The sequence below is a fragment of the Pseudomonas sp. MF7453 genome (assembly GCF_016405455.1).
Taxonomy (GTDB): Bacteria; Pseudomonadota; Gammaproteobacteria; order Pseudomonadales; family Pseudomonadaceae; genus Aquipseudomonas; species Aquipseudomonas paralactis.
The window spans coordinates 64,923-85,360 of record NZ_JAEKCN010000003.1; the positions used below are offsets into that span (position 1 = coordinate 64,923).

The 20,438-nt window shown below is 60.2% G+C and carries 21 protein-coding genes; 11 read left to right on the plus strand and 10 right to left on the minus strand.

Features of this window, described 5'->3' with window-relative positions:
* Positions 1 to 136: 136 nt before the first annotated feature.
* The 9 genes from JFT63_RS06145 to pdeM all read left to right on the plus strand — a co-directional run bounded on the left by JFT63_RS06145 (position 137) and on the right by pdeM (position 10,559).
* Positions 137 to 1,141 (plus strand): ligase-associated DNA damage response exonuclease, encoded by a 1,005-nt coding sequence (locus tag JFT63_RS06145; protein ID WP_032877352.1) that lies wholly within the window; start codon positions 137 to 139, stop codon positions 1,139 to 1,141.
* Positions 1,138 to 2,772, plus strand: coding sequence for an ATP-dependent DNA ligase (locus tag JFT63_RS06150; RefSeq protein ID WP_198843599.1), 1,635 nt, complete (start codon positions 1,138 to 1,140; stop codon positions 2,770 to 2,772). Before JFT63_RS06145 ends, JFT63_RS06150 begins: the two co-directional genes overlap by 4 nt.
* Before the next feature lie 308 nt (positions 2,773 to 3,080).
* Positions 3,081 to 3,860: a transporter substrate-binding domain-containing protein gene (locus JFT63_RS06155; protein WP_005785784.1), complete on the plus strand. Its 780-nt coding sequence runs from the start codon at positions 3,081 to 3,083 to the stop codon at positions 3,858 to 3,860.
* 56 nt (positions 3,861 to 3,916) lie between these two features.
* Positions 3,917 to 4,645: an ABC transporter permease gene (locus tag JFT63_RS06160; protein ID WP_005785781.1), complete on the plus strand. Its 729-nt coding sequence runs from the start codon at positions 3,917 to 3,919 to the stop codon at positions 4,643 to 4,645.
* Positions 4,642 to 5,352, plus strand: coding sequence for an ABC transporter permease (locus JFT63_RS06165; RefSeq protein ID WP_057701289.1), 711 nt, complete (start codon positions 4,642 to 4,644; stop codon positions 5,350 to 5,352). The genes JFT63_RS06160 and JFT63_RS06165 overlap by 4 nt, the downstream gene beginning before the upstream one ends.
* 9 nt (positions 5,353 to 5,361) lie before the next feature.
* A complete protein-coding gene (locus JFT63_RS06170; RefSeq protein ID WP_198843600.1) occupies positions 5,362 to 6,480 on the plus strand; it encodes a succinylglutamate desuccinylase/aspartoacylase family protein in 1,119 nt (372 codons plus the stop codon).
* A 13-nt stretch (positions 6,481 to 6,493) separates the two neighbouring features.
* Positions 6,494 to 7,258, plus strand: a complete 765-nt coding sequence (locus JFT63_RS06175) for an ABC transporter ATP-binding protein (protein ID WP_198843601.1) — start codon at positions 6,494 to 6,496, stop codon at positions 7,256 to 7,258.
* Positions 7,259 to 7,416: 158 nt separating this feature from the next.
* On the plus strand, positions 7,417 to 9,897 hold the full coding sequence (locus tag JFT63_RS06180; RefSeq protein WP_198843602.1) for a ligase-associated DNA damage response DEXH box helicase: 2,481 nt from the start codon (positions 7,417 to 7,419) through the stop codon (positions 9,895 to 9,897).
* The gene (pdeM, locus tag JFT63_RS06185; RefSeq protein ID WP_198843603.1) at positions 9,897 to 10,559 is read left to right on the plus strand and encodes a ligase-associated DNA damage response endonuclease PdeM; all 663 of its coding nucleotides are present in this window, start codon (positions 9,897 to 9,899) and stop codon (positions 10,557 to 10,559) included. The genes JFT63_RS06180 and pdeM overlap by 1 nt, the downstream gene beginning before the upstream one ends.
* Before the next feature lie 15 nt (positions 10,560 to 10,574).
* On the opposite strand, the gene JFT63_RS06190 is transcribed toward pdeM, so the two are convergent.
* A complete protein-coding gene (locus JFT63_RS06190; protein ID WP_005785769.1) occupies positions 10,575 to 10,772 on the minus strand; it encodes a hypothetical protein in 198 nt (65 codons plus the stop codon).
* Between the two features lie 108 nt (positions 10,773 to 10,880).
* Positions 10,881 to 11,447, minus strand: coding sequence for a dCTP deaminase (gene dcd, locus JFT63_RS06195; protein ID WP_003189215.1), 567 nt, complete (start codon positions 11,445 to 11,447; stop codon positions 10,881 to 10,883).
* A gap of 388 nt (positions 11,448 to 11,835) precedes the next feature.
* Here dcd and JFT63_RS06200 point away from each other — a divergent pair, with 388 nt between their 5' ends.
* Positions 11,836 to 12,045, plus strand: a complete 210-nt coding sequence (locus JFT63_RS06200) for a cold-shock protein (RefSeq protein WP_002554837.1) — start codon at positions 11,836 to 11,838, stop codon at positions 12,043 to 12,045.
* A gap of 211 nt (positions 12,046 to 12,256) precedes the next feature.
* Here JFT63_RS06200 and rpoS read toward each other — a convergent pair whose 3' ends face one another.
* The 8 genes from rpoS to JFT63_RS06240 form a co-directional block, all read right to left on the minus strand.
* Positions 12,257 to 13,264, minus strand: a complete 1,008-nt coding sequence (gene rpoS / locus JFT63_RS06205) for an RNA polymerase sigma factor RpoS (RefSeq protein WP_032877359.1) — start codon at positions 13,262 to 13,264, stop codon at positions 12,257 to 12,259.
* Between the two features lie 106 nt (positions 13,265 to 13,370).
* Positions 13,371 to 14,207: a peptidoglycan DD-metalloendopeptidase family protein gene (locus JFT63_RS06210; protein ID WP_198843604.1), complete on the minus strand. Its 837-nt coding sequence runs from the start codon at positions 14,205 to 14,207 to the stop codon at positions 13,371 to 13,373.
* 209 nt (positions 14,208 to 14,416) lie between these two features.
* Positions 14,417 to 15,052, minus strand: coding sequence for a protein-L-isoaspartate(D-aspartate) O-methyltransferase (locus JFT63_RS06215; RefSeq protein ID WP_010176736.1), 636 nt, complete (start codon positions 15,050 to 15,052; stop codon positions 14,417 to 14,419).
* Positions 15,053 to 15,093: 41 nt separating this feature from the next.
* Positions 15,094 to 15,843, minus strand: coding sequence for a 5'/3'-nucleotidase SurE (surE, locus tag JFT63_RS06220; protein ID WP_057701296.1), 750 nt, complete (start codon positions 15,841 to 15,843; stop codon positions 15,094 to 15,096).
* Positions 15,831 to 16,889 (minus strand): tRNA pseudouridine(13) synthase TruD, encoded by a 1,059-nt coding sequence (truD, locus tag JFT63_RS06225; RefSeq protein ID WP_198843605.1) that lies wholly within the window; start codon positions 16,887 to 16,889, stop codon positions 15,831 to 15,833. Before truD ends, surE begins: the two co-directional genes overlap by 13 nt.
* Positions 16,886 to 17,359 carry a 2-C-methyl-D-erythritol 2,4-cyclodiphosphate synthase gene (gene ispF, locus JFT63_RS06230; RefSeq protein ID WP_198843606.1) on the minus strand — a complete coding sequence of 158 codons (474 nt, stop codon included), beginning with the start codon at positions 17,357 to 17,359 and terminating at the stop codon, positions 16,886 to 16,888. Before ispF ends, truD begins: the two co-directional genes overlap by 4 nt.
* 54 nt (positions 17,360 to 17,413) lie before the next feature.
* On the minus strand, positions 17,414 to 18,259 hold the full coding sequence (gene fghA, locus JFT63_RS06235; protein ID WP_057701299.1) for an S-formylglutathione hydrolase: 846 nt from the start codon (positions 18,257 to 18,259) through the stop codon (positions 17,414 to 17,416).
* Positions 18,260 to 18,267: 8 nt separating this feature from the next.
* A complete protein-coding gene (locus JFT63_RS06240; RefSeq protein WP_057701300.1) occupies positions 18,268 to 19,380 on the minus strand; it encodes an S-(hydroxymethyl)glutathione dehydrogenase/class III alcohol dehydrogenase in 1,113 nt (370 codons plus the stop codon).
* Between the two features lie 109 nt (positions 19,381 to 19,489).
* On the opposite strand from JFT63_RS06240, the gene JFT63_RS06245 reads away from it, so the two are divergent.
* Positions 19,490 to 20,386, plus strand: coding sequence for a LysR substrate-binding domain-containing protein (locus JFT63_RS06245; RefSeq protein ID WP_057701301.1), 897 nt, complete (start codon positions 19,490 to 19,492; stop codon positions 20,384 to 20,386).
* Positions 20,387 to 20,438 lie beyond the last annotated feature (52 nt).

Sequence of the window (20,438 nt, forward strand, 5' to 3'; positions counted from 1 at the left end):
TGAGTTTTTCGCGAGCAAGCTCGCTCCTACAGAAATAAGGCTTGCCCTTTCCCACATTTGGATCCCAAGCATTCAGATAGAACTTCTACACCCAGCCCCGCCTCAAAAGTAACAAGCCCACCGCCCCGGCAAAACCATGGACCTCGTCATCGCACGCCCCGAAGGCCTCTATTGCCCTGCCGGTGATTTTTACATCGACCCCTGGCGCCCGGTGGAACGCGCGGTCATCACCCACGCCCACGGTGACCATGCCCGCACCGGCAACCAACATTACCTGGCCGCTGCCCCCGGCGAAGGCATTTTGCGCTGGCGGCTGGGCCAGGATATCAACCTGCAAACCCTGGCCTATGGCGAGCAGTTGGTGCATCACGGCGTGACCTTGAGCTTCCATCCGGCCGGGCACGTGCTCGGGTCAGCGCAGGTGCGCCTGGAATATCAGGGGGAAGTCTGGGTCGCGTCCGGCGACTACAAGGTCGAACCCGATGGCACCTGCGCGCCTTTCGAACCGGTGCGTTGCCACACCTTTATCACTGAATCCACGTTTGGCCTGCCGATCTACCGATGGCAGCCCCAGGCGCAGATCTTTGCCGGGATCAACGACTGGTGGCAGGCCAATATCGCCACTGGCAAGGCCAGCGTGCTGTTCTGTTATTCCTTCGGCAAGGCCCAGCGCATTCTCCATGGCCTCGACGCCAGCATCGGCCCGATCCTCAGCCACGGCGCCGTCGAGCCGTTGAACCGGGTGTACCGCGAAGCTGGCATCTACATTCCCGAAACCCTGTATGCCGGGGATTTCAAGAAGACCGACCCGTTGCTGCGCCAAGCCCTGATCATCGCCCCGCCCTCCGCCGGCGGCAGCACCTGGATGCGCCGTTTCGGCGACTACAGCGACGCCTTCGCCAGCGGCTGGATGCGCTTGCGCGGTACAAGGCGTCGGCGCGGGGTGGATCGCGGCTTTGTGCTGTCGGACCACGCCGATTGGCCCGGGCTGTTGTGGGCCATCGAACAAACCGGCGCCGAACGGGTGATGGTTACCCACGGCTCGGTCGGCGTACTGGTACGCCACCTGCGGGAAAAGGGCCTGGATGCCCAGGGTTTCAGCACCGAATACGGTGATGACGAAGAAGAGGCCACGGCATGAAAGCCTTCGCCGAGCTGTACGCCAACCTCGACGCCACCACTTCCAGCAATGCCAAGCTCGCAGCCCTGCAAGCCTACTTCCTGCAAGCGCCGCCGGAAGATGCGGCATGGGCCGTGTACTTTCTCTCCGGCGGGCGGCCGCGGCAACTGGTGCCCACACGCTTGCTCAGGGAGATGGCGACTGAAGCGGCGAGCATTGAGCCGTGGCTGTTCGAAGAGAGCTATCAATCGGTAGGCGACCTGGCCGAAACCATCTCCCTGCTGCTCCCTGAATCGACTTACACCTCTGAAGACGGGCTTGCCGTGTGGCTGGAAGAAAAGCTGCTGCCCCTGCGCGGCCTGTCGCCCCTGGACCTTGCCGAGCGCCTGCCGGCGCTATGGGCGCAACTGGATCAACCGAGCCTGATGGTGTGCATCAAGTTGATCACCGGCAGTTTTCGCGTCGGCGTCTCCAAACTGCTGGTTACCCGCGCCCTTGCCGCCATGGCCAATCTGGATAGCAAGCGCGTGGCGCAGCGGTTGGTGGGCTACACGGATCTGTCCAATCGCCCCACCGCCGAGGGTTATCTCAAGCTGATCGCTGCCCAATCATCCGACGAACATGCGCAACGTGGCGGGCAGCCGTATCCGTTTTTTCTCGCCCACGGGCTGGCGCAATCCGTGGAGCAATTCGACACCTTGCTCGGCTCCCCCGCCGACTGGCAGGTGGAATGGAAGTTTGATGGCATCCGCGCGCAGTTGGTCAAACGCGAGGGGCGCCTGTGGATCTGGTCCCGAGGCGAAGAGTTGGTAACCGAGCGTTTCCCCGAGCTTCACAGCCTGGTCAGTGGCTTGCCCGATGGCACGGTGATCGATGGCGAAATCGTGGTGTGGAAAGACGCGGTGCAACCTTTTGCGCTGCTGCAACAGCGGATCGGTCGCAAAACCCTGAGTAAAAAAGTGCTTGAGGATGCGCCTGTCGCCGTGCTCGCCTACGACTTGCTGGAATATCAGGGCGACGACTGGCGCAACCACATCCAGGCCGAACGCCGTACGCAATTGGAACAGGTGATTGCTGCGTGCGACCAACCGGTGATGTTGCCTTCGCCGCTGATCGAGGCGCCAACCTGGGCAGCGCTGGCGACCCAGCGCGAAGCCTCTCGCAGCCTGGGTGTTGAAGGCATGATGCTCAAGGATCGCAAGGGGCTGTACGGTGTAGGCCGCACCAAGGACATGGGCCTGTGGTGGAAGTGGAAGGTCGATCCCTTCAGCGTCGATGCCGTGTTGATCTACGCCCAGCGCGGTCATGGCCGGCGCGCCAGCCTGTACAGCGACTACACCTTCGCGGTATGGGACGGCCCGCCGGGCAGCGAGCGCACGTTGGTGCCGTTCGCCAAGGCTTATTCCGGGCTGACCGACGAGGAGATGCGCAAGGTCGATGCGATTGTGCGCAAAACCACGGTGGAGAAATTCGGCCCGGTCAGCAGCGTGACGCCAAGCATGGTGTTTGAGTTGGGGTTTGAGGGTATCGCCCTGTCCAAGCGGCACAAGAGCGGGATTGCGGTGCGGTTTCCGCGAATGCTGCGCTGGCGCCAGGACAAGGCGGTGGAAGAAGCGGACAACCTGGCCACGCTACAAGACCTGCTGACCTGATATAGCCCTTGTGGGAGCTGGCTTGCCTGCGATGACGGTGAGTCAGCACCCCATGTAACAACTGACCCACCGCTATCGCAGGCAAGCCAGCTCCCACCTTTTGATCAGCAACCGATCCAGAATGGTGCACTGGAAATTCCATGCCCACTTTCGGGCACCGCCTACACTTGAAACGGCCTCATCCCACCTTTTAAAAAGCTCATCCGGGACTATGGTGCAGAAATTGCTACTTGTGCTGCGTCTGACACCGTTCAGTAACAGTCCTCAACGCGCCACAAGCGCTTATCTTGGTTTCCAGGGAATACATAATGAAAAAAGCATTGCTGACCCTTTCTGCACTGGCTCTGTGCATGGCCGCTGGTGTTGCTACCGCCAAGGAATACAAGGAATTGCGTTTTGGTGTCGACCCTTCCTACGCACCGTTCGAATCCAAAGCCGCCGACGGCAGCCTGGTGGGCTTTGATATCGACCTGGGCAATGCGATCTGCGCGGAGCTGAAGGTCAAGTGCAAGTGGGTTGAAAGTGACTTCGACGGCATGATCCCGGGCCTCAAAGCCAACAAGTTCGATGGCGTGATTTCGTCGATGACCGTAACGCCGGTGCGCGAAAAGGCGATCGACTTCTCCACCGAGCTGTTCTCCGGCCCCACGTCGCTGGTATTCAAGAAAGGCGCCGGCTACTCGACACCTGAGTCCCTCAAGGGCAAGTCCGTGGGCTATGAGCAAGGCACCATCCAGGAAGCCTACGCCAAGGCCGTACTGGACAAAGCCGGGGTAACCACCAAGGCCTACGCCAACCAGGACCAGGTGTATGCCGACCTGACCTCCGGCCGTCTCGACGCTTCGGTGCAGGACATGCTCCAAGCCGAACTGGGCTTTCTCAAGTCGCCGGCCGGTGCCGGTTATGAAGTCAGCGCAGCCATTGACGACCCGTTGCTGCCATCGAAAACCGCTGTCGGTATCAAAAAAGGTAACACTGAACTGAAGGCGCTTTTGGATAAAGGTATCAAAGCGTTACACGATGATGGCACCTACGCCACCATCCAGAAGAAACACTTTGGCGATTTGAACCTGTACAGCGGCAAATAATGCCTGGAGCGCCCCTCCCGGCAGGGGCGCTTTTCTATCGCCATAGGTCCTGATTTATGTTCGAAGAACTGTTGCAAACCCTCGGGTTGAGCGCGCTCAGCTTGAAGGGTTTCGGCCCGCTGTTGCTGCAAGGCACCTGGATGACCATCAAGTTGTCGGTGCTGTCCCTGGCCGTCAGCGTATTGCTGGGCCTGCTCGGCGCCAGCGCCAAACTGTCCAGCCTGCCGTTCCTGCGCATCCCCGCCCAGCTCTACACCACGCTGATTCGCGGAGTACCCGACCTGGTGCTGATGCTGTTGATTTTCTACAGCCTGCAAACCTGGCTCAGCAGCTTTACCGACTTCATGGAATGGGAATATATCGAGATCGACCCGTTCAGCGCCGGGGTGATCACCCTGGGGTTTATCTATGGGGCCTATTTCACCGAAACGTTTCGCGGCGCGATCCTCGCCGTGCCCCGCGGCCAACTGGAAGCCGCCACTGCTTACGGGCTCAAGCGCGGGCAGCGGTTTCGCTACGTGACCTTCCCGCAGATGATGCGCTTTGCCCTGCCGGGCATCGGCAATAACTGGATGGTGATGCTCAAGGCCACCGCGCTGGTATCGATCATCGGCCTGGCAGACCTGGTGAAAGCCGCTCAGGATGCGGGCAAAAGCACCTATCAACTGTTCTACTTCCTGGTACTCGCGGCGCTGATCTACCTGTTGATCACCAGCGCCTCCAACTTTGTCTTGCGCCGTTTGGAACGTCGCTACTCCGCCGGCGCACGGGAGGCAGTGCGATGATCGAGCTTTTGCAGGAATACTGGCGCCCCTTCCTTTATAGCGACGGTCAGCACATCACTGGCCTTGCCATGACCATGTGGTTGCTGACGGCTGCACTGGTCATCGGCTTTCTGGTGTCGATCCCGCTGTCCATCGCCCGCGTCTCGCGCAAGCGCCTGATCCGTTGGCCGGTGCAGTTTTACACCTACCTGTTTCGCGGAACGCCGCTCTATATCCAACTGCTGATCTGCTACACCGGCATCTACAGCATTGCCGCGGTACGCGAACAACCGCTGCTGGATGCGTTCTTTCGCGACGCGATGAATTGCACCATCCTGGCCTTCGCGCTGAACACATGCGCCTACACCACGGAGATTTTCGCCGGGGCGATCCGCAGCATGGCCCATGGCGAAGTCGAGGCGGCCAAGGCTTACGGCCTCAGCGGCTGGAAGTTGTACGCCTACGTGATCATGCCGTCAGCGCTGCGTCGCGCGTTGCCCTACTACAGCAACGAAGTGATCCTGATGCTGCACTCCACCACGGTGGCGTTTACCGCAACGATCCCCGACATCCTGAAAGTGGCACGGGACGCCAACTCAGCCACCTTCATGACCTTTCAATCGTTTGGCATCGCCGCGCTGATCTACCTGGCGGTGACCTTCGCCCTGGTTGGCCTGTTTCGTCTGGCGGAGCGCCGCTGGCTGGCCTTTCTAGGGCCGAGCCATTAAGGAGCCTTCATGCGCCATGAGCTACATGACCTGATCGCGCCGGTGCCCGGCACGGCGCGGCAGATCCATAGTTTTCACTTCGGCCCGCAACAGGCCGCAGGCAAGGTCTACATCCAATCATCGCTGCACGCCGATGAACTGCCGGGCATGTTGGTGGCCTGGCATTTGAAAGTTCGCTTGGCCGAGTTGGCGGCGGCCGGGCACGTGCGCAGCGAAATCGTGCTGGTGCCGGTCGCCAACCCGGTGGGCCTCGAACAAGTGTTAATGGACATCCCATTGGGCCGCTATGAACTGGAAAGCGGGCAGAACTTCAATCGCTTGTTCGTCGACCTTGGCGAAGAGGTCGGCAACCAGGTCGAAGACCTGCTGGGCGATGATCCCCAGCACAATGCCCGCTTGATCCGCACGGCATTGTCCAGCGCCCTGGCCGCACAAACCGCCCAGACCCAACTGCAATCCCAACGCCTGGTATTGCAACGCCTGGCCTGTGATGCCGACATGGTGCTCGACCTGCATTGCGACTTCGAAGCCGTGGCGCACCTGTACACCACGCCCGAAGCCTGGCCGCAGGTAGAGCCGTTGGCGCGGTACCTGGGCTCCGAGGCCAACCTGCTGGCCACCGATTCCGGTGGGCAGTCCTTTGATGAGTGTTTCACCCTGGTGTGGTGGCAGTTGCAGCAACGTTTCGGCGAGCACTTCCCGATTCCCATGGGCAGTTTTTCGGTGACCGTCGAACTGCGCGGCCAGGGCGATGTAAACCATGGCCTGGCCGCGCTGGACTGCCAGGCCATCATCGATTATCTGATTCACTTCGGCGCCATCACTGGCGACGTGGCGCCCCTGCCCGCCCTGGCATACCCGGCTACGCCATTGGCGGGTGTTGAACCGGTCACCACCCCGGTCGGCGGTTTGCTGGTGTTCAGTGCGTTGCCGGGCCAATACTTGGAGGCCGGGCAACTGATCGCCGAAATCATCGACCCCATTACCGACCGTGTCACACCGGTGCGCTGCGAGCACGCCGGCTTGCTGTACGCCCGCTCGCTACGCCGCATGGCCACTGCCGGGATGGTCATCAGCCATATCGCCGGCACGCAGGCCTACCGCAGCGGCTATCTACTTTCGCCTTGAGGATGCACGCCCCATGTACAAACTGACCGTTGAAGGCCTGCATAAAAGCTATGGCGACAATCAAGTGCTCAAAGGTGTTTCGCTCAAGGCCAGGACCGGTGACGTGATCAGCCTGATCGGCGCCAGCGGCTCCGGCAAGAGCACCTTCCTGCGCTGTATCAACTTCCTGGAAACCCCCAACGATGGCGCCATGACCCTGGACGGCCAGGCGATCCGCATGGTCAGCGACCACCATGGTATGCGCGTGGCTGACGACGCCGAGCTGCAACGCTTGCGTACACGGCTGGCGATGGTGTTCCAGCACTTCAACCTGTGGAGCCACATGAGCGTGCTGGAAAACATCACCATGGCCCCGCGCCGTGTGTTGGGTTGCAGCAAGAAGGACGCCGAAGACCGTGCCCGCCGCTACCTGGACAAGGTCGGGCTGCCGGCGCGCGTGGCCGACCAATACCCGGCGTTCCTGTCCGGCGGCCAGCAGCAACGGGTGGCGATCGCACGTGCCCTGGCCATGGAGCCTGAGGTGATGCTGTTCGATGAACCCACTTCGGCCCTGGACCCGGAGTTGGTGGGCGAAGTGTTGAAGGTAATCCAAGGCTTGGCCGAAGAAGGCCGCACCATGATCATGGTGACCCACGAAATGAGCTTTGCGCGCAAGGTTTCAAGCCAGGTGCTGTTCCTGCACAAGGGCCTGGTGGAGGAGCAAGGTACGCCTGAGGCTGTGCTGGGCAACCCGAAAAGCGAACGCCTGCAGCAGTTTCTGAGTGGCAATTTGAAGTAGGAGCGAGCTTGCTCGCGAAAATCGTCAACGATAACGCGGGCATCCTGGATAAACGCGGTGCCTGGGCCTTTTTCGCGGGCAAGCCCGCTCCTACAGTTGGAACGTCAGCAGTGCCTGAGAGGTCTGTGCAATAGACCCTCCAGAGCGTGCGCTGCCGAATGGCAAAAACCCACGACTTCGCCAAACAATGGTTCGCCGCCAAAGGCTGGAAACCGTTCGCCTTTCAGAAAGACGTTTGGGCAGCGGTCAAGGCAGGCCAGTCGGGGTTACTGCATACCAGTACAGGGGCAGGTAAAACCTATGCCTTGTGGTTTGCCGCCCTCAATCGTTTCGCCATCACCCGCCCACCCGCCACCGGCAAGCGCAAACCGCCTGCCGAACCGCTGACGGTGTTGTGGATCACACCGATGCGTGCCCTGGCGGCGGACTCCGCACGTGCCCTGCAAGCACCTTTGGAGGCCCTGCACATTCCCTGGAGCGTGGGCCTGCGCACCGGCGACACCAGCAGCAGTGAGCGCGCACGCCAGACACGCCGCCAGCCCACCGCCCTGGTCACCACCCCGGAAAGCCTGACCTTGATGCTCGCACGGGCCGACAGTGAAACGAGCCTGGCGCACCTGCGCATGGTGATCGTGGATGAATGGCATGAGCTGATCGGCAACAAGCGTGGCGTGCAGTTGCAACTGGCGCTGGCACGCTTGCGGCGCTGGCATCCTGAGTTGATGGTGTGGGGCATTTCCGCGACGCTGGGTAATCAGGCCCACGCTTTGGAGGTTCTGGTCCCACAGGGCGGTGGGATCAATGTACAGGGGCAGACGGCCAAGGCACTCAAAGTCGACACCTTGCTGCCGCCCGTCGCAGAGCGCTTTCCCTGGGCCGGGCATATGGGTTTAAAGATGTTGCCGCAAGTAGTCGCCGAGGTAGAGGCCAGCAGCAGTTGCCTGGTGTTTACCAACACCCGGGCGCAATCGGAAATCTGGTATCAGGCGATTCTCGACGCCCGACCGGACTGGGCCGGATTGATTGCCCTGCACCACGGCTCGCTATCGCGGGAGACCCGGGACTGGGTGGAGCGAGCGTTGAAAGACGGGCAGCTCAAGGCGGTGGTGTGCACCTCCAGCCTCGACCTGGGTGTGGATTTCCTGCCGGTGGAGCGAGTACTGCAGATCGGCTCGGCGAAAGGTGTGGCGCGGCTGATGCAACGCGCCGGGCGCTCCGGCCATGCACCGGGTCGACCGTCACGGGTAACGCTGGTACCGACCCACAGCCTGGAGCTGGTGGAAGCCGCCGCCGCCCAGGATGCAATCGCACAACGGCGCATCGAAGCGCGGGAGTCGCCGCACAAGCCGCTGGATGTCCTCGTACAACACTTGGTCAGCATGGCTTTAGGCGGTGGTTTTACCCCGGATGCACTGCTGACGGAAGTACGCGGCGCCTGGGCCTACCGCGATCTTACCGAAGCGGATTGGGCCTGGGCCCTGGGGTTTGTGCGCCATGGCGGCCTGTCGCTGACCGCCTATCCGGATTACCGCCGTGTGGAGCCTGATGAGCACGGTATATGGCGCGTCCCGGACGCCCGCCTGGCACGCCGTCACCGCATGAGCGTGGGCACCATCGTCAGCGATGCCAGTATCCAGTTGAAATTCTGGAGCAAGGGCGGCGGCGGCAAAAACCTGGGCAGTGTCGAAGAGGGCTTTATTGCGCGGCTCAAGCCAGGAGATGGCTTTCTGTTTGCCGGGCGTTTGCTGGAGTTGGTGCGCGTGGAGAATATGACCGCCTACGTGCGCCGCAGCAGCGCGAAAAAAGCCGCGGTACCCCGCTGGAATGGCGGGCGTATGCCGCTTTCCAACGAGCTGGCCCAGGCGGTGGTCGAACGATTTGACGCGGCGGCGCAGGGGCGTTTCGACGGCCCCGAAATGCACGCGGTACAGCCGCTGCTGCAAACCCAGCTGCGCTGGTCCGGCCTGCCGACGCGCCACAATCTGCTCGCCGAAACCCTGCAATCGCGAGAAGGCTGGCACCTGTTTTTGTACCCCTTCGCCGGACGCCAGGTGCATCTGGGTCTGGCCAGTTTGTTGGCGTGGCGGGTCAGTCGGCAGCAGCCGGTGACATTCTCCATCGCGGTGAATGATTACGGCCTGGAACTGTTGAGCGCCACGCCCGTGCACTGGCCGCAGCTGCTGGATGCGGCGTTGCTGAGCCCACAGGGCTTGCTGGAGGACGTGGCCGCCAGCCTCAACGCAGGAGAACTGGCCCTGCGCCGCTTCCGCGAAATTGCGCGGATCGCCGGGTTAGTGTTTGCCGGGCATCCCGGGGCACCAAAAAGCACGCGGCAGGTGCAAGCCTCCAGCGGCTTGTTCTTTGAGGTATTCAAGCAGTATGACCCGCAGAACCTGCTGCTGGCGCAAGCCGGGGAGGAAGTCTTGCGCGACGAGTTGGACATTCGCCGACTGGAGCAGACCTTACGTCATCTCTCGACCCTGAAGCTGGATCTGCACAAGATCGAGCGCCCCACACCCCTGGCCTTCCCGTTGCTGGTGGAACGGATGCGCGAGAGCATGAGTTCGGAAAAACTGTCGGAGCGTATCGCGCGAATGGTCAAGGACCTGGAAAAAGTCGCAGACAAAGGAAAAGCTTGATGCATTGCGCACTGACGCTGGCAGGCGAAGAACTGTGGTTATTGGCCGACAAGGCCATGTACTGGCCCGCTCGTCAGTGCCTGCTGATTGCCGATGCGCATTTTGGCAAAGCGTCAGCCTATCGCAGCCTCGGGCAACCTGTGCCTCAGGGCACCACAACGGCCAACCTGCAACGGCTGGACAAACTGTTGTTGGCCTTGCCTTGTAGGCAGGTGGTCTTTCTCGGTGACTTCCTTCACGGACCAGGCTCCCACGCCAGCGGCACCCTCGGCGCGATCCGGGCCTGGCGTGAGCGCAACAGTGAACTGGCGATGACCCTGATTCGCGGCAATCACGATAAACGGGCGGGCGACCCGCCTGCGGACCTGAGAATTGAGGTAGTACCCGAGCCACTGCTGATGGGCCCTTTCGCACTGCAACATGAACCTGACGCTCATGCCAGCCACCACGTACTGGCGGGGCATGTGCATCCGGTGTATCAGTTGCGCGGCAGGGGCCGCCAGCGCTTGCGCTTGCCGTGCTTCCGGATCGGCGAACGGGTCAGCCTGCTGCCGGCGTTTGGCGCCTTTACCGGGGGCTATGCCGTGCAGGAGGACGATGAGCACCGAATCTTTGTGATCGGCGAACACCAGGTGTGGCCAATTCAGTCAGCCAGCGACTGATTGGCCGTCCAGGTATCAGGCGACAGGCGCGGGTGGTGGCTCGTCTGGCAGGGTTGGCTCACCGGGCTCGGTAGGCTGGGGGTAATCAGGTTCGGGTTGGCCTGGAATGCCGCCTGCATGGGCAGGGTTGGCCATCAGGGACCAGGCCAGAACACCAATCTGGTTGGGTTCAAGCCGGGCGAGTTCTGCGCTGATTCGCGGGTCGATCTTCATAAGGTACTCCTCAAGCGTGGCCCGACGCGTTTTACACGCGTCGAGGCAGTACACCTGAATAGAGTCAATTTACGCAGACTAATTCCCTTTCCTCGTAGGAGCTTTCGATCAAGCGCGTGGAAGAGTGACGCCGCGCTGGCCCTGGTACTTGCCGGCGCGGTCCTTGTAGGACACTTCACAAGCCTCGTCGGACTGCAGGAACAGCATCTGTGCCACGCCCTCATTGGCATAGATCTTTGCCGGCAAGGTGGTGGTGTTGGAGAACTCCAGGGTCACGTGGCCTTCCCACTCCGGCTCAAGCGGCGTGACGTTAACGATAATGCCGCAACGAGCGTAAGTGCTTTTACCCAGGCAGATGGTCAATACATCGCGGGGAATACGAAAGAATTCCACGGTACGCGCCAGGGCGAAGGAGTTAGGCGGGATGATGCACACGTCGCTCTTGACGTCGACGAAGCTCTTTTCGTCGAAGTTCTTCGGGTCGACAATCGCCGAATTGATGTTGGTGAACACCTTGAATTCATCGGCGCAACGCACGTCGTAGCCATAGCTGGAAACCCCGTACGAAATCACCCGCTCGTCGCCTTCGCCACGAATCTGGCGCTCGACGAACGGCTCGATCATGCCGTGTTCCTGCGCCATGCGGCGAATCCACTTGTCCGATTTGATGCTCATGGCGGTGTCCTGAATAGCGAGGTGGAAAAAATCTGTGGGCCATCTTACCGGGGCCAGCCTTGGGGTTCAAAGGCCACAAGGGTTTTCTTGATCAAAGCCCTGTCCGCTATAAGCTCCAGCCAACGTGGCCGGGGCCGGGGTTGCCGTCAGGCATGGCTGTAAATACCACCGCCAGTCACGAAAATAGAGAAACCTTCGGAAATACCATTGGCACGTTCCGGAAAAAGGGTTAAGGTGGCGTCACTGTGTTGCTTGTGTCACTGAGAATCTCTACACGATATGTTGAATTTCGATCCAACCATCTCCAAGAATTTTTCCTGCTCTTTGCACTCAGTCTCGGCCAGGGCTTTTCCTGAGTCGCAGTTAACTTTGTCCAAGGAGTTACACCATGTCTAATCGCCAAACTGGTACCGTTAAGTGGTTCAACGATGAAAAAGGCTTCGGCTTCATCACTCCACAATCCGGTGACGACCTGTTCGTTCACTTCAAAGCTATCCAATCCGACGGCTTCAAAAGCCTGAAAGAAGGCCAACAGGTTTCTTTCATCGCTACCCGCGGTCAGAAAGGCATGCAAGCTGAAGAAGTTCAAGTTATCTAACTTGTACTGAATCAGTCGAAAAAACCCCGCCCTTAAAAGCGGGGTTTTTTTATGCCTGGATTTTGGGAAAAACCTGAACAAAAGCCGGGCACAAAAAATGTGGGAGGGGGCTTGCTCCCGATAGCCATGTAACAGTCGACAGACGTATCGACTGATTCACCGCTATCGGGAGCAAGCCCCCTCCCACATTCAAGCATTCAAACCGTGTTGCTTACTGGAACAACGACTCACTCGACAAGCCATTCTTTTCAAGGATCTCACGCAAGCGCTTGAGGCCCTCCACCTGGATCTGCCGCACCCGCTCACGGGTCAGGCCAATCTCCAGGCCTACGTCTTCCAGAGTGCTGCTCTCGTGACCCCGCAGGCCGAAGCGGCGAATCACCACCTCACGCTGCTTGTCCGTAAGCTCTGACAGCCACTGGTCAATACTTTGGGAAAGATCATCGTCCTGCAACAGCTCGCAGGGATCGGTCGGGCGATCATCCGTCAGGGTGTCCAGCAGGGTTTTATCCGAATCCGGCCCCAGCGAGACATCGACCGACGATACACGCTCGTTAAGGCCCAGCATGCGCTTGACCTCCCCTACCGGTTTTTCCAGCAGGTTGGCGATCTCTTCAGGCGAAGGTTCATGATCGAGTTTTTGCGTCAGCTCACGTGCCGCCCGCAGGTAGACGTTGAGCTCCTTGACCACATGGATCGGCAACCGAATCGTACGGGTCTGATTCATGATCGCCCGTTCGATGGTCTGGCGAATCCACCAGGTGGCATACGTGGAGAAACGGAAGCCCCGCTCGGGGTCGAACTTCTCCACCGCCCGGATCAAGCCCAGGTTGCCTTCCTCGATCAAGTCCAGCAGCGACAGCCCACGATTGACGTAGCGTCGGGCGATTTTCACCACCAGGCGCAGGTTGCTTTCAATCATGCGTTTGCGCCCAGCCGGATCACCCTTTTGCGACAAGCGCGCAAAATGGACTTCTTCTTCGGGGGTGAGCAGAGGGGAAAAGCCGATTTCATTGAGGTACAACTGAGTCGCATCGAGCGCCCGGGTGTAGTCAATGTACTTGTGTTGCTTTAACGCGGAGGCGTTCCTGGATTTGGTACGAACTGAAGGTGGTGCCGCTCCTTCATTATCTGACATCGGATCCGTATCGATACCGGCCTCCATAAGGAGAACCTCATCGTCGATGTCAAACTCCGGCGCTTCTTTACTGAGAGCCATTGTTATAGTCCTTTGGTGAGTTCGACCTCAAGCTCAAGCGACGCCTTTATCCTTGGCAACGCTGGAGCCTGTTCCTTCTACGTGAGGGAACAGGCTGTGCAACACATCAACGACGGGGCAGGAATTGCAGCGGATCTACAGGTTTCCCTTGGCGGCGAATCTCAAAGTGCAGTTTCACCCGGTCTGTACCCGTTGAACCCATTTCGGCAATTGTCTGTCCGACCTTGACCTGCTGCCCCTCCCGAACCAACAGCCTGCGGTTATGACCGTAGGCACTGACGTAGGTATCGCTGTGTTTGATGATGACCAGCTCGCCGTAGCCCCGTAGACCACTCCCGGCGTACACCACTGTCCCATCAGACGCAGCCAAAACAGGCTGTCCCAAATCCCCGGCGATATCAATGCCTTTATTCAAACTACCGTTTGAAGAGAATTTTCCAATCAGCACTCCGTTTGAAGGCCATCCCCAGCCGGTCGGCGCCGGCCCTGCAGGTGGCAACGGCGCGGGTGCGGGCTTGCTTGTAACGCTAGGCGCAGCACTGCCCGCAGGCCGGGTGATGATGGTGGTTTTGCTCGAAGACGATGACGAAGATCCCGACTTTGTCACAACTGCCGTAGGCGCCGAACCTGGACGGCCATCGAAACGAATGGTCTGCCCTGGATGAATCGTATAGGGCACGGGAATGTTGTTACGGGCGGCCAGCGCCTTGTAGTCCCAGCCATAACGGAAGGCAATGGAGAACAGTGTGTCGCCCTTGCGCACCACATACTGGCCGGTGGTCACCGTGGGCCGCTGCGGTGCCGCTTTAGTGCGGTCAACGACACGCGCGCCGCCCGATGGCGTGCTCGAACAGGCGGCCAATAAGGAACTCAAGACAAGGCCAAGCACCAGTCGCTGAAAGCTTGTTTTACTCATTCGCTGCGCAGGACCTGTGAGACTCACCCGCCGCTCCCTTTGTGGTGGCTGAACGTTAACGCCTGTATCAGGCTTGAAATATGACGCAAGTATAACTGGGCATTGGCTTTTTACTGGCACACGACTGAAACGAAAAATTCATCATGTTTAATTCCGAGTGCCCAGCCTGTTGATTCAATAGACCCCGGCGTAAGACACATCCTCGCCAGCAGAATTCACTGCCCGGAAATAAATGCTCAGGCCAGGGGGCCATTCAGCAGCGGCACAAAGCGCACTGCGCCCAGTACATGCCGGGAAAAGCCTTCTTCCTCGCGGATAATAAGCATCAACTGTTGCACTTCGCCGGAGCCCACCGGGATGACCAGCCGCCCGCCAGGCGCCAATTGGTCCAACAGGGCTTGAGGTACGTCGGTGGCCACGGCGGTGACGATAATGCCGTTGTACGGCGCCAGCGCCGGCCAGCCTTCCCACCCATCGCCCCAACGAAACACCACGTTGCGCAGGTTCAGTTCGACCAGACGCTCCTTGGCACGGTCCTGCAGCACCTTGATGCGCTCCACCGAAAACACCCGCTCTACCAACTGCGACAGCACGGCTGTCTGGTAGCCGGAGCCGGTGCCGATCTCCAGCACCTTGTCCAGGGGCCCGGCCGCCAACAACAGCTCGCTCATGCGCGCAACCATGTAGGGCTGGGAGATGGTCTGGTTGTGGCCGATGGGCAACGCCGTGTCTTCATAGGCGCGATGCGCCAGGGCCTCATCGACAAACAGGTGTCGCGGCGTGCGCCGGATTACTTCCAGCACCTGGGCGTTGGACAAGCCTTCTTCGTACAGACGCTGGATCAGCCGCTCCCGGGTGCGCTGGGAAGTCATGCCGATACCACGGCGCAACAAGTCGTCTTGTTCACGAGCCATCAACGCAGTCCCTCCAGCCAGCCATCGAGGCCACTGAAGGCATCACTGAAGGTGCGATCCAATTGCAACGGGGTAATTGACACATAGCCTTGCATCACCGCATGAAAATCCGTGCCCTCCCCGCCATCCTCGGCATCACCGGCCGCGGCGATCCAATAGCCTTCCTTGCCGCGCGGGTCGACCACCTTCAGAGGCGCCGCCGCTCGGGCGCGATGGCCCAGGCGCGTCAGCTGGATGCCGCGGATATGATCGAGGGGCAGGTTGGGAATATTGACGTTGAGTACCGTACGCGGCGGCAGGTCCAGAGACCCGTGGGCCTCCACCAGCTTGCGCGCGTAATACGCGGCAGTCGCCAGGTTATCCAGTTGCCGCGAGGCAAAGGAAAAGGCGAACGCGGTGCGTCCCAGGAAGCGCCCTTCAAGGGCCGCCGCCACGGTGCCGGAATACAGCACGTCATCGCCCAGGTTGGCGCCCAGGTTGATCCCCGAGACTACCAGGTCCGGCTCATGCTCCAGCAAACTGTTGATTGCCAAATGCACGCAGTCGGTGGGGGTGCCGTTTACGCTGATAAAGCCATTGGCCAGAACCTGCGGGTGCAACGGACGGTCGAGCGTCAGCGAACTGCTGGCGCCGCTCTTGTCCTGGTCGGGGGCAACCACCACGCACTCGGCGTAATCCTGCAGCGCAGCATAGAGCGCGGCAAGACCGGGTGCGGTGGCACCGTCATCGTTTGATATCAGAATACGCATGGGCTGTCCGTCTGCCCCACCGGCACCAGATCAACAAGCTCGCGCACCAAGACAGTGGCGAAGCATCCGGCCGGCAGGACGAATTCCAATTGCAGAATGTCAGGCCCGGGATAATGCCACGTCAACCCGCCAATGGGCAGTCGCAGAATGCGACGTTCCTGGCTCATTCCCGCATTCACCAGCCAATCACGTAGGTCGGCTTCGCTGGCAGCGACAGATTGTTCCAACTCATGTGTAAGACCTTTCGCCGGCGAGTCACCTTCGCCCCACTGTGGGCCTGTCGGGTGCAGGTCCAGGATCGCCAGGCGCGGGTCGCTGCACTCAGCCTCACCGGCCGGGAAAAAACTGCGACTGTCGGTAAAGGCCAGCAGGTCGCCCACCTGGGCGCGCTGCCAGGAACCGTCGGCGACACGCGCTGCCAGCACTTTGTTGAACAAGTAGCTACGGGCGGTGGACAACAACCGCGAACGCACATTGCGCTGCTCCGGCAGCGCCTTGCGAGCAGCCCATTCACGGGCATCCACGACGTTACCGCCGTTGTGGCCGAAGCGCTGGGCGCCGAAATAATTGGGAATGCCATGCCGGGCAATCAACTGCAGGCGCGCGTCAATGGCGGCGGTGTCGCCGGTCAGCTGGGTCAGGCGCAAGGTAAAGCCGTTGGCCGAATGGGCACCACGTTGCAACTTGCGCTTGTGCCGGGTGGTTTTCAGAATCTTGAGGGTGTCGTTTTCGGCGCCGCTCATGTCCGGGTCGGCCTTGCCGGGCAACTGCACGCTGAACCACTGGCGCGTCAGGGCCTGACGATCCTTGAGCCCGGCATAGCTGACGGTGCGCAGCGGTACGCCGGCCGCCCTGGCGATACGCCGTGCGGCCTCTTCCGTATTCAAGCCGCGCTTTTCCACCCACAGCCACAGGTGCTCACCGTCACCGGTCAGCGGAATATCCAGCACCTCATCAACCTGGAAGTCTTCTGCCGTCGCCTTCAGCACCGCGCTGCCCAGGGCCTCGCCGTAGGCCCGTGGGCCCAGCAGTTGCAAGTCGTTCATGCGCGCAGCAACAAGGCAACGGAGTGCACGGCGATGCCCTCTTCACGACCGGTAAAACCGAGCTTTTCGGTGGTGGTGGCTTTCACGTTGACTTGATCCAGTTCAATTTGCAGGTCTGCGGCAATCAGCGCGCGCATCGCTTCGATATGGGGCGCCATTTTGGGCGTCTGGGCCACAATGGTGTTGTCGACGTTGCCGACCTTCCAGCCCTTGGCATGGATCAAACCGACCACATGGCGCAGCAACACACGGCTGTCCGCGCCCTTGAAGGTCGGATCGGTGTCGGGGAAGTGCTTGCCGATATCACCCAATGCTGCCGCGCCGAGCAAAGCATCGCTCAAGGCATGCAAGACAACATCGCCGTCGGAATGAGCCAGTAACCCATGATGGTGTGCAATGCGCACGCCGCCCAAGGTAATGAAATCGCCCTCAGCGAAACGGTGCACATCGTAGCCGTGGCCAATACGCATAAAAAAACGCCCCGATTTAATTCAGGGCGTGATTCTACCTACTTTTGCCTCACATTAACCGAGCAAAGCACGCCCATGATGGCGCAAATGGTCTTCGATGAAGCTGGCGATGAAAAAGTAGCTGTGGTCGTAGCCAGGTTGCAGGCGCAGTTCCAACGGATGGTTGGCCGCCTTGGCCGCTTGCAGCAGGGCTTCAGGTTTAAGCTGAACCGCCAGGAAATCATCGCGATCGCCCTGGTCCACCAGCAACGGCAACTTTTGCGAGGCCTCACTGATCAGCACGCAGGCATCCCATTCACGCCACTTGGAGCGCTCTTCACCCAAGTAACGGGAAAAGGCTTTTTGGCCCCAGGGGCAGTCCATCGGATTGTTGATCGGCGAAAACGCCGACACCGATTGGTAGCGGCCCGGGTTGCGCAGCGCGCATACCAGCGCACCATGTCCACCCATGGAGTGACCGCTGATGCCGCGTTTATCCGACGCCGGGAAATGCGCCTCCACCAGGGCCGGTAACTCCTGCACCACGTAGTCATGCATCCGATAGTGCTTGGCCCAGGGCTCCTGAGTGGCGTTCAGATAGAAACCGGCGCCGAGGCCAAAATCCCAGGCGTTGTCCGGATCGTCCGGCACACCGGGGCCGCGGGGGCTGGTGTCCGGTGCAACGATAATCAGGCCCAGCTCGGCGGCCACACGCTGGGCGCCGGCTTTCTGCATGAAGTTCTCATCGGTGCAGGTCAAGCCGGACAGCCAGTACAGCACCGGCAACTTACCGCCCTGCTCTGCTTGCGGCGGCAGATAGACGGCGAAGGTCATGTCGCAACCGAGCACATCGGAATGATGCTTGTAGCGTTTATGCCAGCCGCCGAAGCTCTTCTGGCATGACAGGTTTTCCAGACTCATGGCCGACCTCAGAAGTGAATGACGGTACGAATGCTCTTGCCTTCATGCATCAGATCAAACGCTTTGTTGATGTCTTCCAGGCCCATGGTGTGGGTGATGAAGGTGTCCAGTGGGATCTCACCGGTCTGGGCCATTTCCACGTAGCTTGGCAATTCCGTACGGCCACGCACGCCACCGAATGCCGAACCGCGCCAGACACGCCCGGTGACCAGCTGGAACGGACGCGTAGCGATCTCCTGGCCTGCACCGGCCACGCCGATGATTACCGATTCGCCCCAGCCTTTATGGCAGCACTCAAGGGCCGCACGCATCAGTTGCACATTGCCGATGCACTCAAAGGAAAAGTCCACGCCGCCATCGGTCAAATCGACAATCACGTCCTGGATTGGGCGGTCGTAGTCTTTCGGGTTGATGCAGTCGGTAGCCCCCAGTTGCTTGGCAATTTCGAACTTGGCAGGGTTGATGTCGATGGCGATGATACGACCGGCCTTGGCCTTGACCGCGCCGATCACCGCCGACAGGCCAATACCGCCGAGGCCGAAGATAGCCACGGTGTCGCCCGGCTTGACCTTGGCGGTGTTGAGCACTGCGCCGATGCCTGTGGTGACGCCGCAACCGAGCAGGCAGACCTTTTCCAGCGGCGCGTCTTTAGCAATCTTGGCCACGGAGATTTCCGGCAACACGGTGTACTCGGAGAACGTCGACGTGCCCATGTAGTGGAAAATCGGCTGACCCTTGTAGGAAAAACGCGTGGTGCCATCCGGCATCAAGCCTTTGCCCTGGGTAGAGCGGATGGCCTGGCACAGGTTGGTCTTGCCCGACAGGCAGAATTTGCACTTGCCGCATTCCGGGGTGTACAGCGGGATCACATGATCGCCCACAGCGACCGAGGTTACGCCCTCGCCGATGGCTTCAACCACTGCGCCGCCTTCGTGCCCCAGGATCGAGGGGAAAATGCCTTCCGGGTCCGCACCCGACAACGTATAGGCGTCGGTGTGGCACACGCCGGAAGCAACCACCCGCAACAGCACCTCGCCGGCCTTGGGCATGGCGACGTCCACTTCAACAATCTCAAGGGGCTTCTTGGCTTCGAAGGCTACGGCGGCGCGAGACTTGATCATCCGGGTTTCTCCAGGGGGTTCAAAATTGATGGCAGGAGTGTAAAACATGGCTGCCTGATTAATAATCCAGGCAAAAGCAAAACTTTATTGCTGTACAGGGATAATGACCATGCTGGAAAACCGCTGGGAAGGCATCGACGAATTCGTTGCTGTGGCCGAATGCAGCCAATTCACTGCGGCGGCCGAGCGCCTGGGCGTGTCGTCGTCGCATATAAGCCGGCAGGTGGCACGCCTGGAAGAGCGGTTGCAAACGCGCCTGTTGTATCGCAGTACGCGCAAGGTGACGCTGACCGAAGCAGGTCAGACGTTTTTGCAGCATTGCCAGCGTTTGCAGGACGGTCGCGAAGAAGCCCTGCGGGCTGTAGGCGACCTCACCAGCGAACCCAAGGGCATGTTGCGCATGACCTGCGCAGTGGCCTACGGCGAGCGCTTCATCGTGCCACTGGTGACCCGGTTCATGGGGCTCTATCCGCAATTGCGGGTCGATATCGAACTGAGCAACCGCCAACTGGATCTGGTGCATGAGGGTCTGGATTTGGCAATCCGCCTGGGTCGCCTGCAAGACTCGCGCATGGTCGCCAGCCGCCTGGCACCTCGGCGCATGTACCTGTGCGCCTCCCCTTCCTACCTGGAAAGGTATGGCCGGCCACACAGCTTGTCGGAATTGAGTCGGCATAACTGCCTGATCGGCAGTTCGGATATCTGGCAACTGGCCCAGGACGGGCGGGAATTTTCTCAAAGGGTTCAGGGGAACTGGCGCTGTAACAGTGGGCAGGCGGTGTTGGATGCGGCACTGCAAGGTGTGGGTTTGTGCCAGTTGCCGGACTATTACGTGCTGGAGCATTTGCACAGCGGGGCACTGGTGTCGTTGCTGGAGGCGCATCAACCACCGAATACGGCGGTGTGGGCGCTGTACCCACAGCAGCGGCATTTGTCGCCCAAGGTCAGGAAGCTGGTGGACTTTCTCAAAGAAGGCTTGGGTGACAATCCGGTCTATCGAGCATAAACAGCTACCGTCTATTTATTGCCTGGATACCGGTTAATAGCCGCTCTCATTG

Bases quoted from the DNA above. Each gene is read 5' to 3' on its own strand.
- JFT63_RS06165 (WP_057701289.1), top strand. From the start codon at position 4,642: ATGATCGAGCTTTTGCAGGAATACTGGCGCCCCTTCCTTTATAGCGAC.
- JFT63_RS06215 (WP_010176736.1), bottom strand. From the start codon at position 15,052: ATGACTTCCCAGCGCACCCGGGAGCGGCTGATCCAGCGTCTGTACGAA.
- JFT63_RS06145 (WP_032877352.1), top strand. From the start codon at position 137: ATGGACCTCGTCATCGCACGCCCCGAAGGCCTCTATTGCCCTGCCGGT.
- truD (WP_198843605.1), bottom strand. From the start codon at position 16,889: ATGAACGACTTGCAACTGCTGGGCCCACGGGCCTACGGCGAGGCCCTG.
- JFT63_RS06175 (WP_198843601.1), top strand. From the start codon at position 6,494: ATGTACAAACTGACCGTTGAAGGCCTGCATAAAAGCTATGGCGACAAT.
- pdeM (WP_198843603.1), top strand. From the start codon at position 9,897: ATGCATTGCGCACTGACGCTGGCAGGCGAAGAACTGTGGTTATTGGCC.
- surE (WP_057701296.1), bottom strand. From the start codon at position 15,843: ATGCGTATTCTGATATCAAACGATGACGGTGCCACCGCACCCGGTCTT.
- fghA (WP_057701299.1), bottom strand. From the start codon at position 18,259: ATGAGTCTGGAAAACCTGTCATGCCAGAAGAGCTTCGGCGGCTGGCAT.
- ispF (WP_198843606.1), bottom strand. From the start codon at position 17,359: ATGCGTATTGGCCACGGCTACGATGTGCACCGTTTCGCTGAGGGCGAT.
- JFT63_RS06170 (WP_198843600.1), top strand. From the start codon at position 5,362: ATGCGCCATGAGCTACATGACCTGATCGCGCCGGTGCCCGGCACGGCG.
- dcd (WP_003189215.1), bottom strand. From the start codon at position 11,447: ATGAGCATCAAATCGGACAAGTGGATTCGCCGCATGGCGCAGGAACAC.
- JFT63_RS06190 (WP_005785769.1), bottom strand. From the start codon at position 10,772: ATGAAGATCGACCCGCGAATCAGCGCAGAACTCGCCCGGCTTGAACCC.
- JFT63_RS06245 (WP_057701301.1), top strand. From the start codon at position 19,490: ATGCTGGAAAACCGCTGGGAAGGCATCGACGAATTCGTTGCTGTGGCC.
- JFT63_RS06150 (WP_198843599.1), top strand. From the start codon at position 1,138: ATGAAAGCCTTCGCCGAGCTGTACGCCAACCTCGACGCCACCACTTCC.
- JFT63_RS06155 (WP_005785784.1), top strand. From the start codon at position 3,081: ATGAAAAAAGCATTGCTGACCCTTTCTGCACTGGCTCTGTGCATGGCC.
- JFT63_RS06200 (WP_002554837.1), top strand. From the start codon at position 11,836: ATGTCTAATCGCCAAACTGGTACCGTTAAGTGGTTCAACGATGAAAAA.
- JFT63_RS06180 (WP_198843602.1), top strand. From the start codon at position 7,417: ATGGCAAAAACCCACGACTTCGCCAAACAATGGTTCGCCGCCAAAGGC.
- JFT63_RS06240 (WP_057701300.1), bottom strand. From the start codon at position 19,380: ATGATCAAGTCTCGCGCCGCCGTAGCCTTCGAAGCCAAGAAGCCCCTT.
- JFT63_RS06160 (WP_005785781.1), top strand. From the start codon at position 3,917: ATGTTCGAAGAACTGTTGCAAACCCTCGGGTTGAGCGCGCTCAGCTTG.
- rpoS (WP_032877359.1), bottom strand. From the start codon at position 13,264: ATGGCTCTCAGTAAAGAAGCGCCGGAGTTTGACATCGACGATGAGGTT.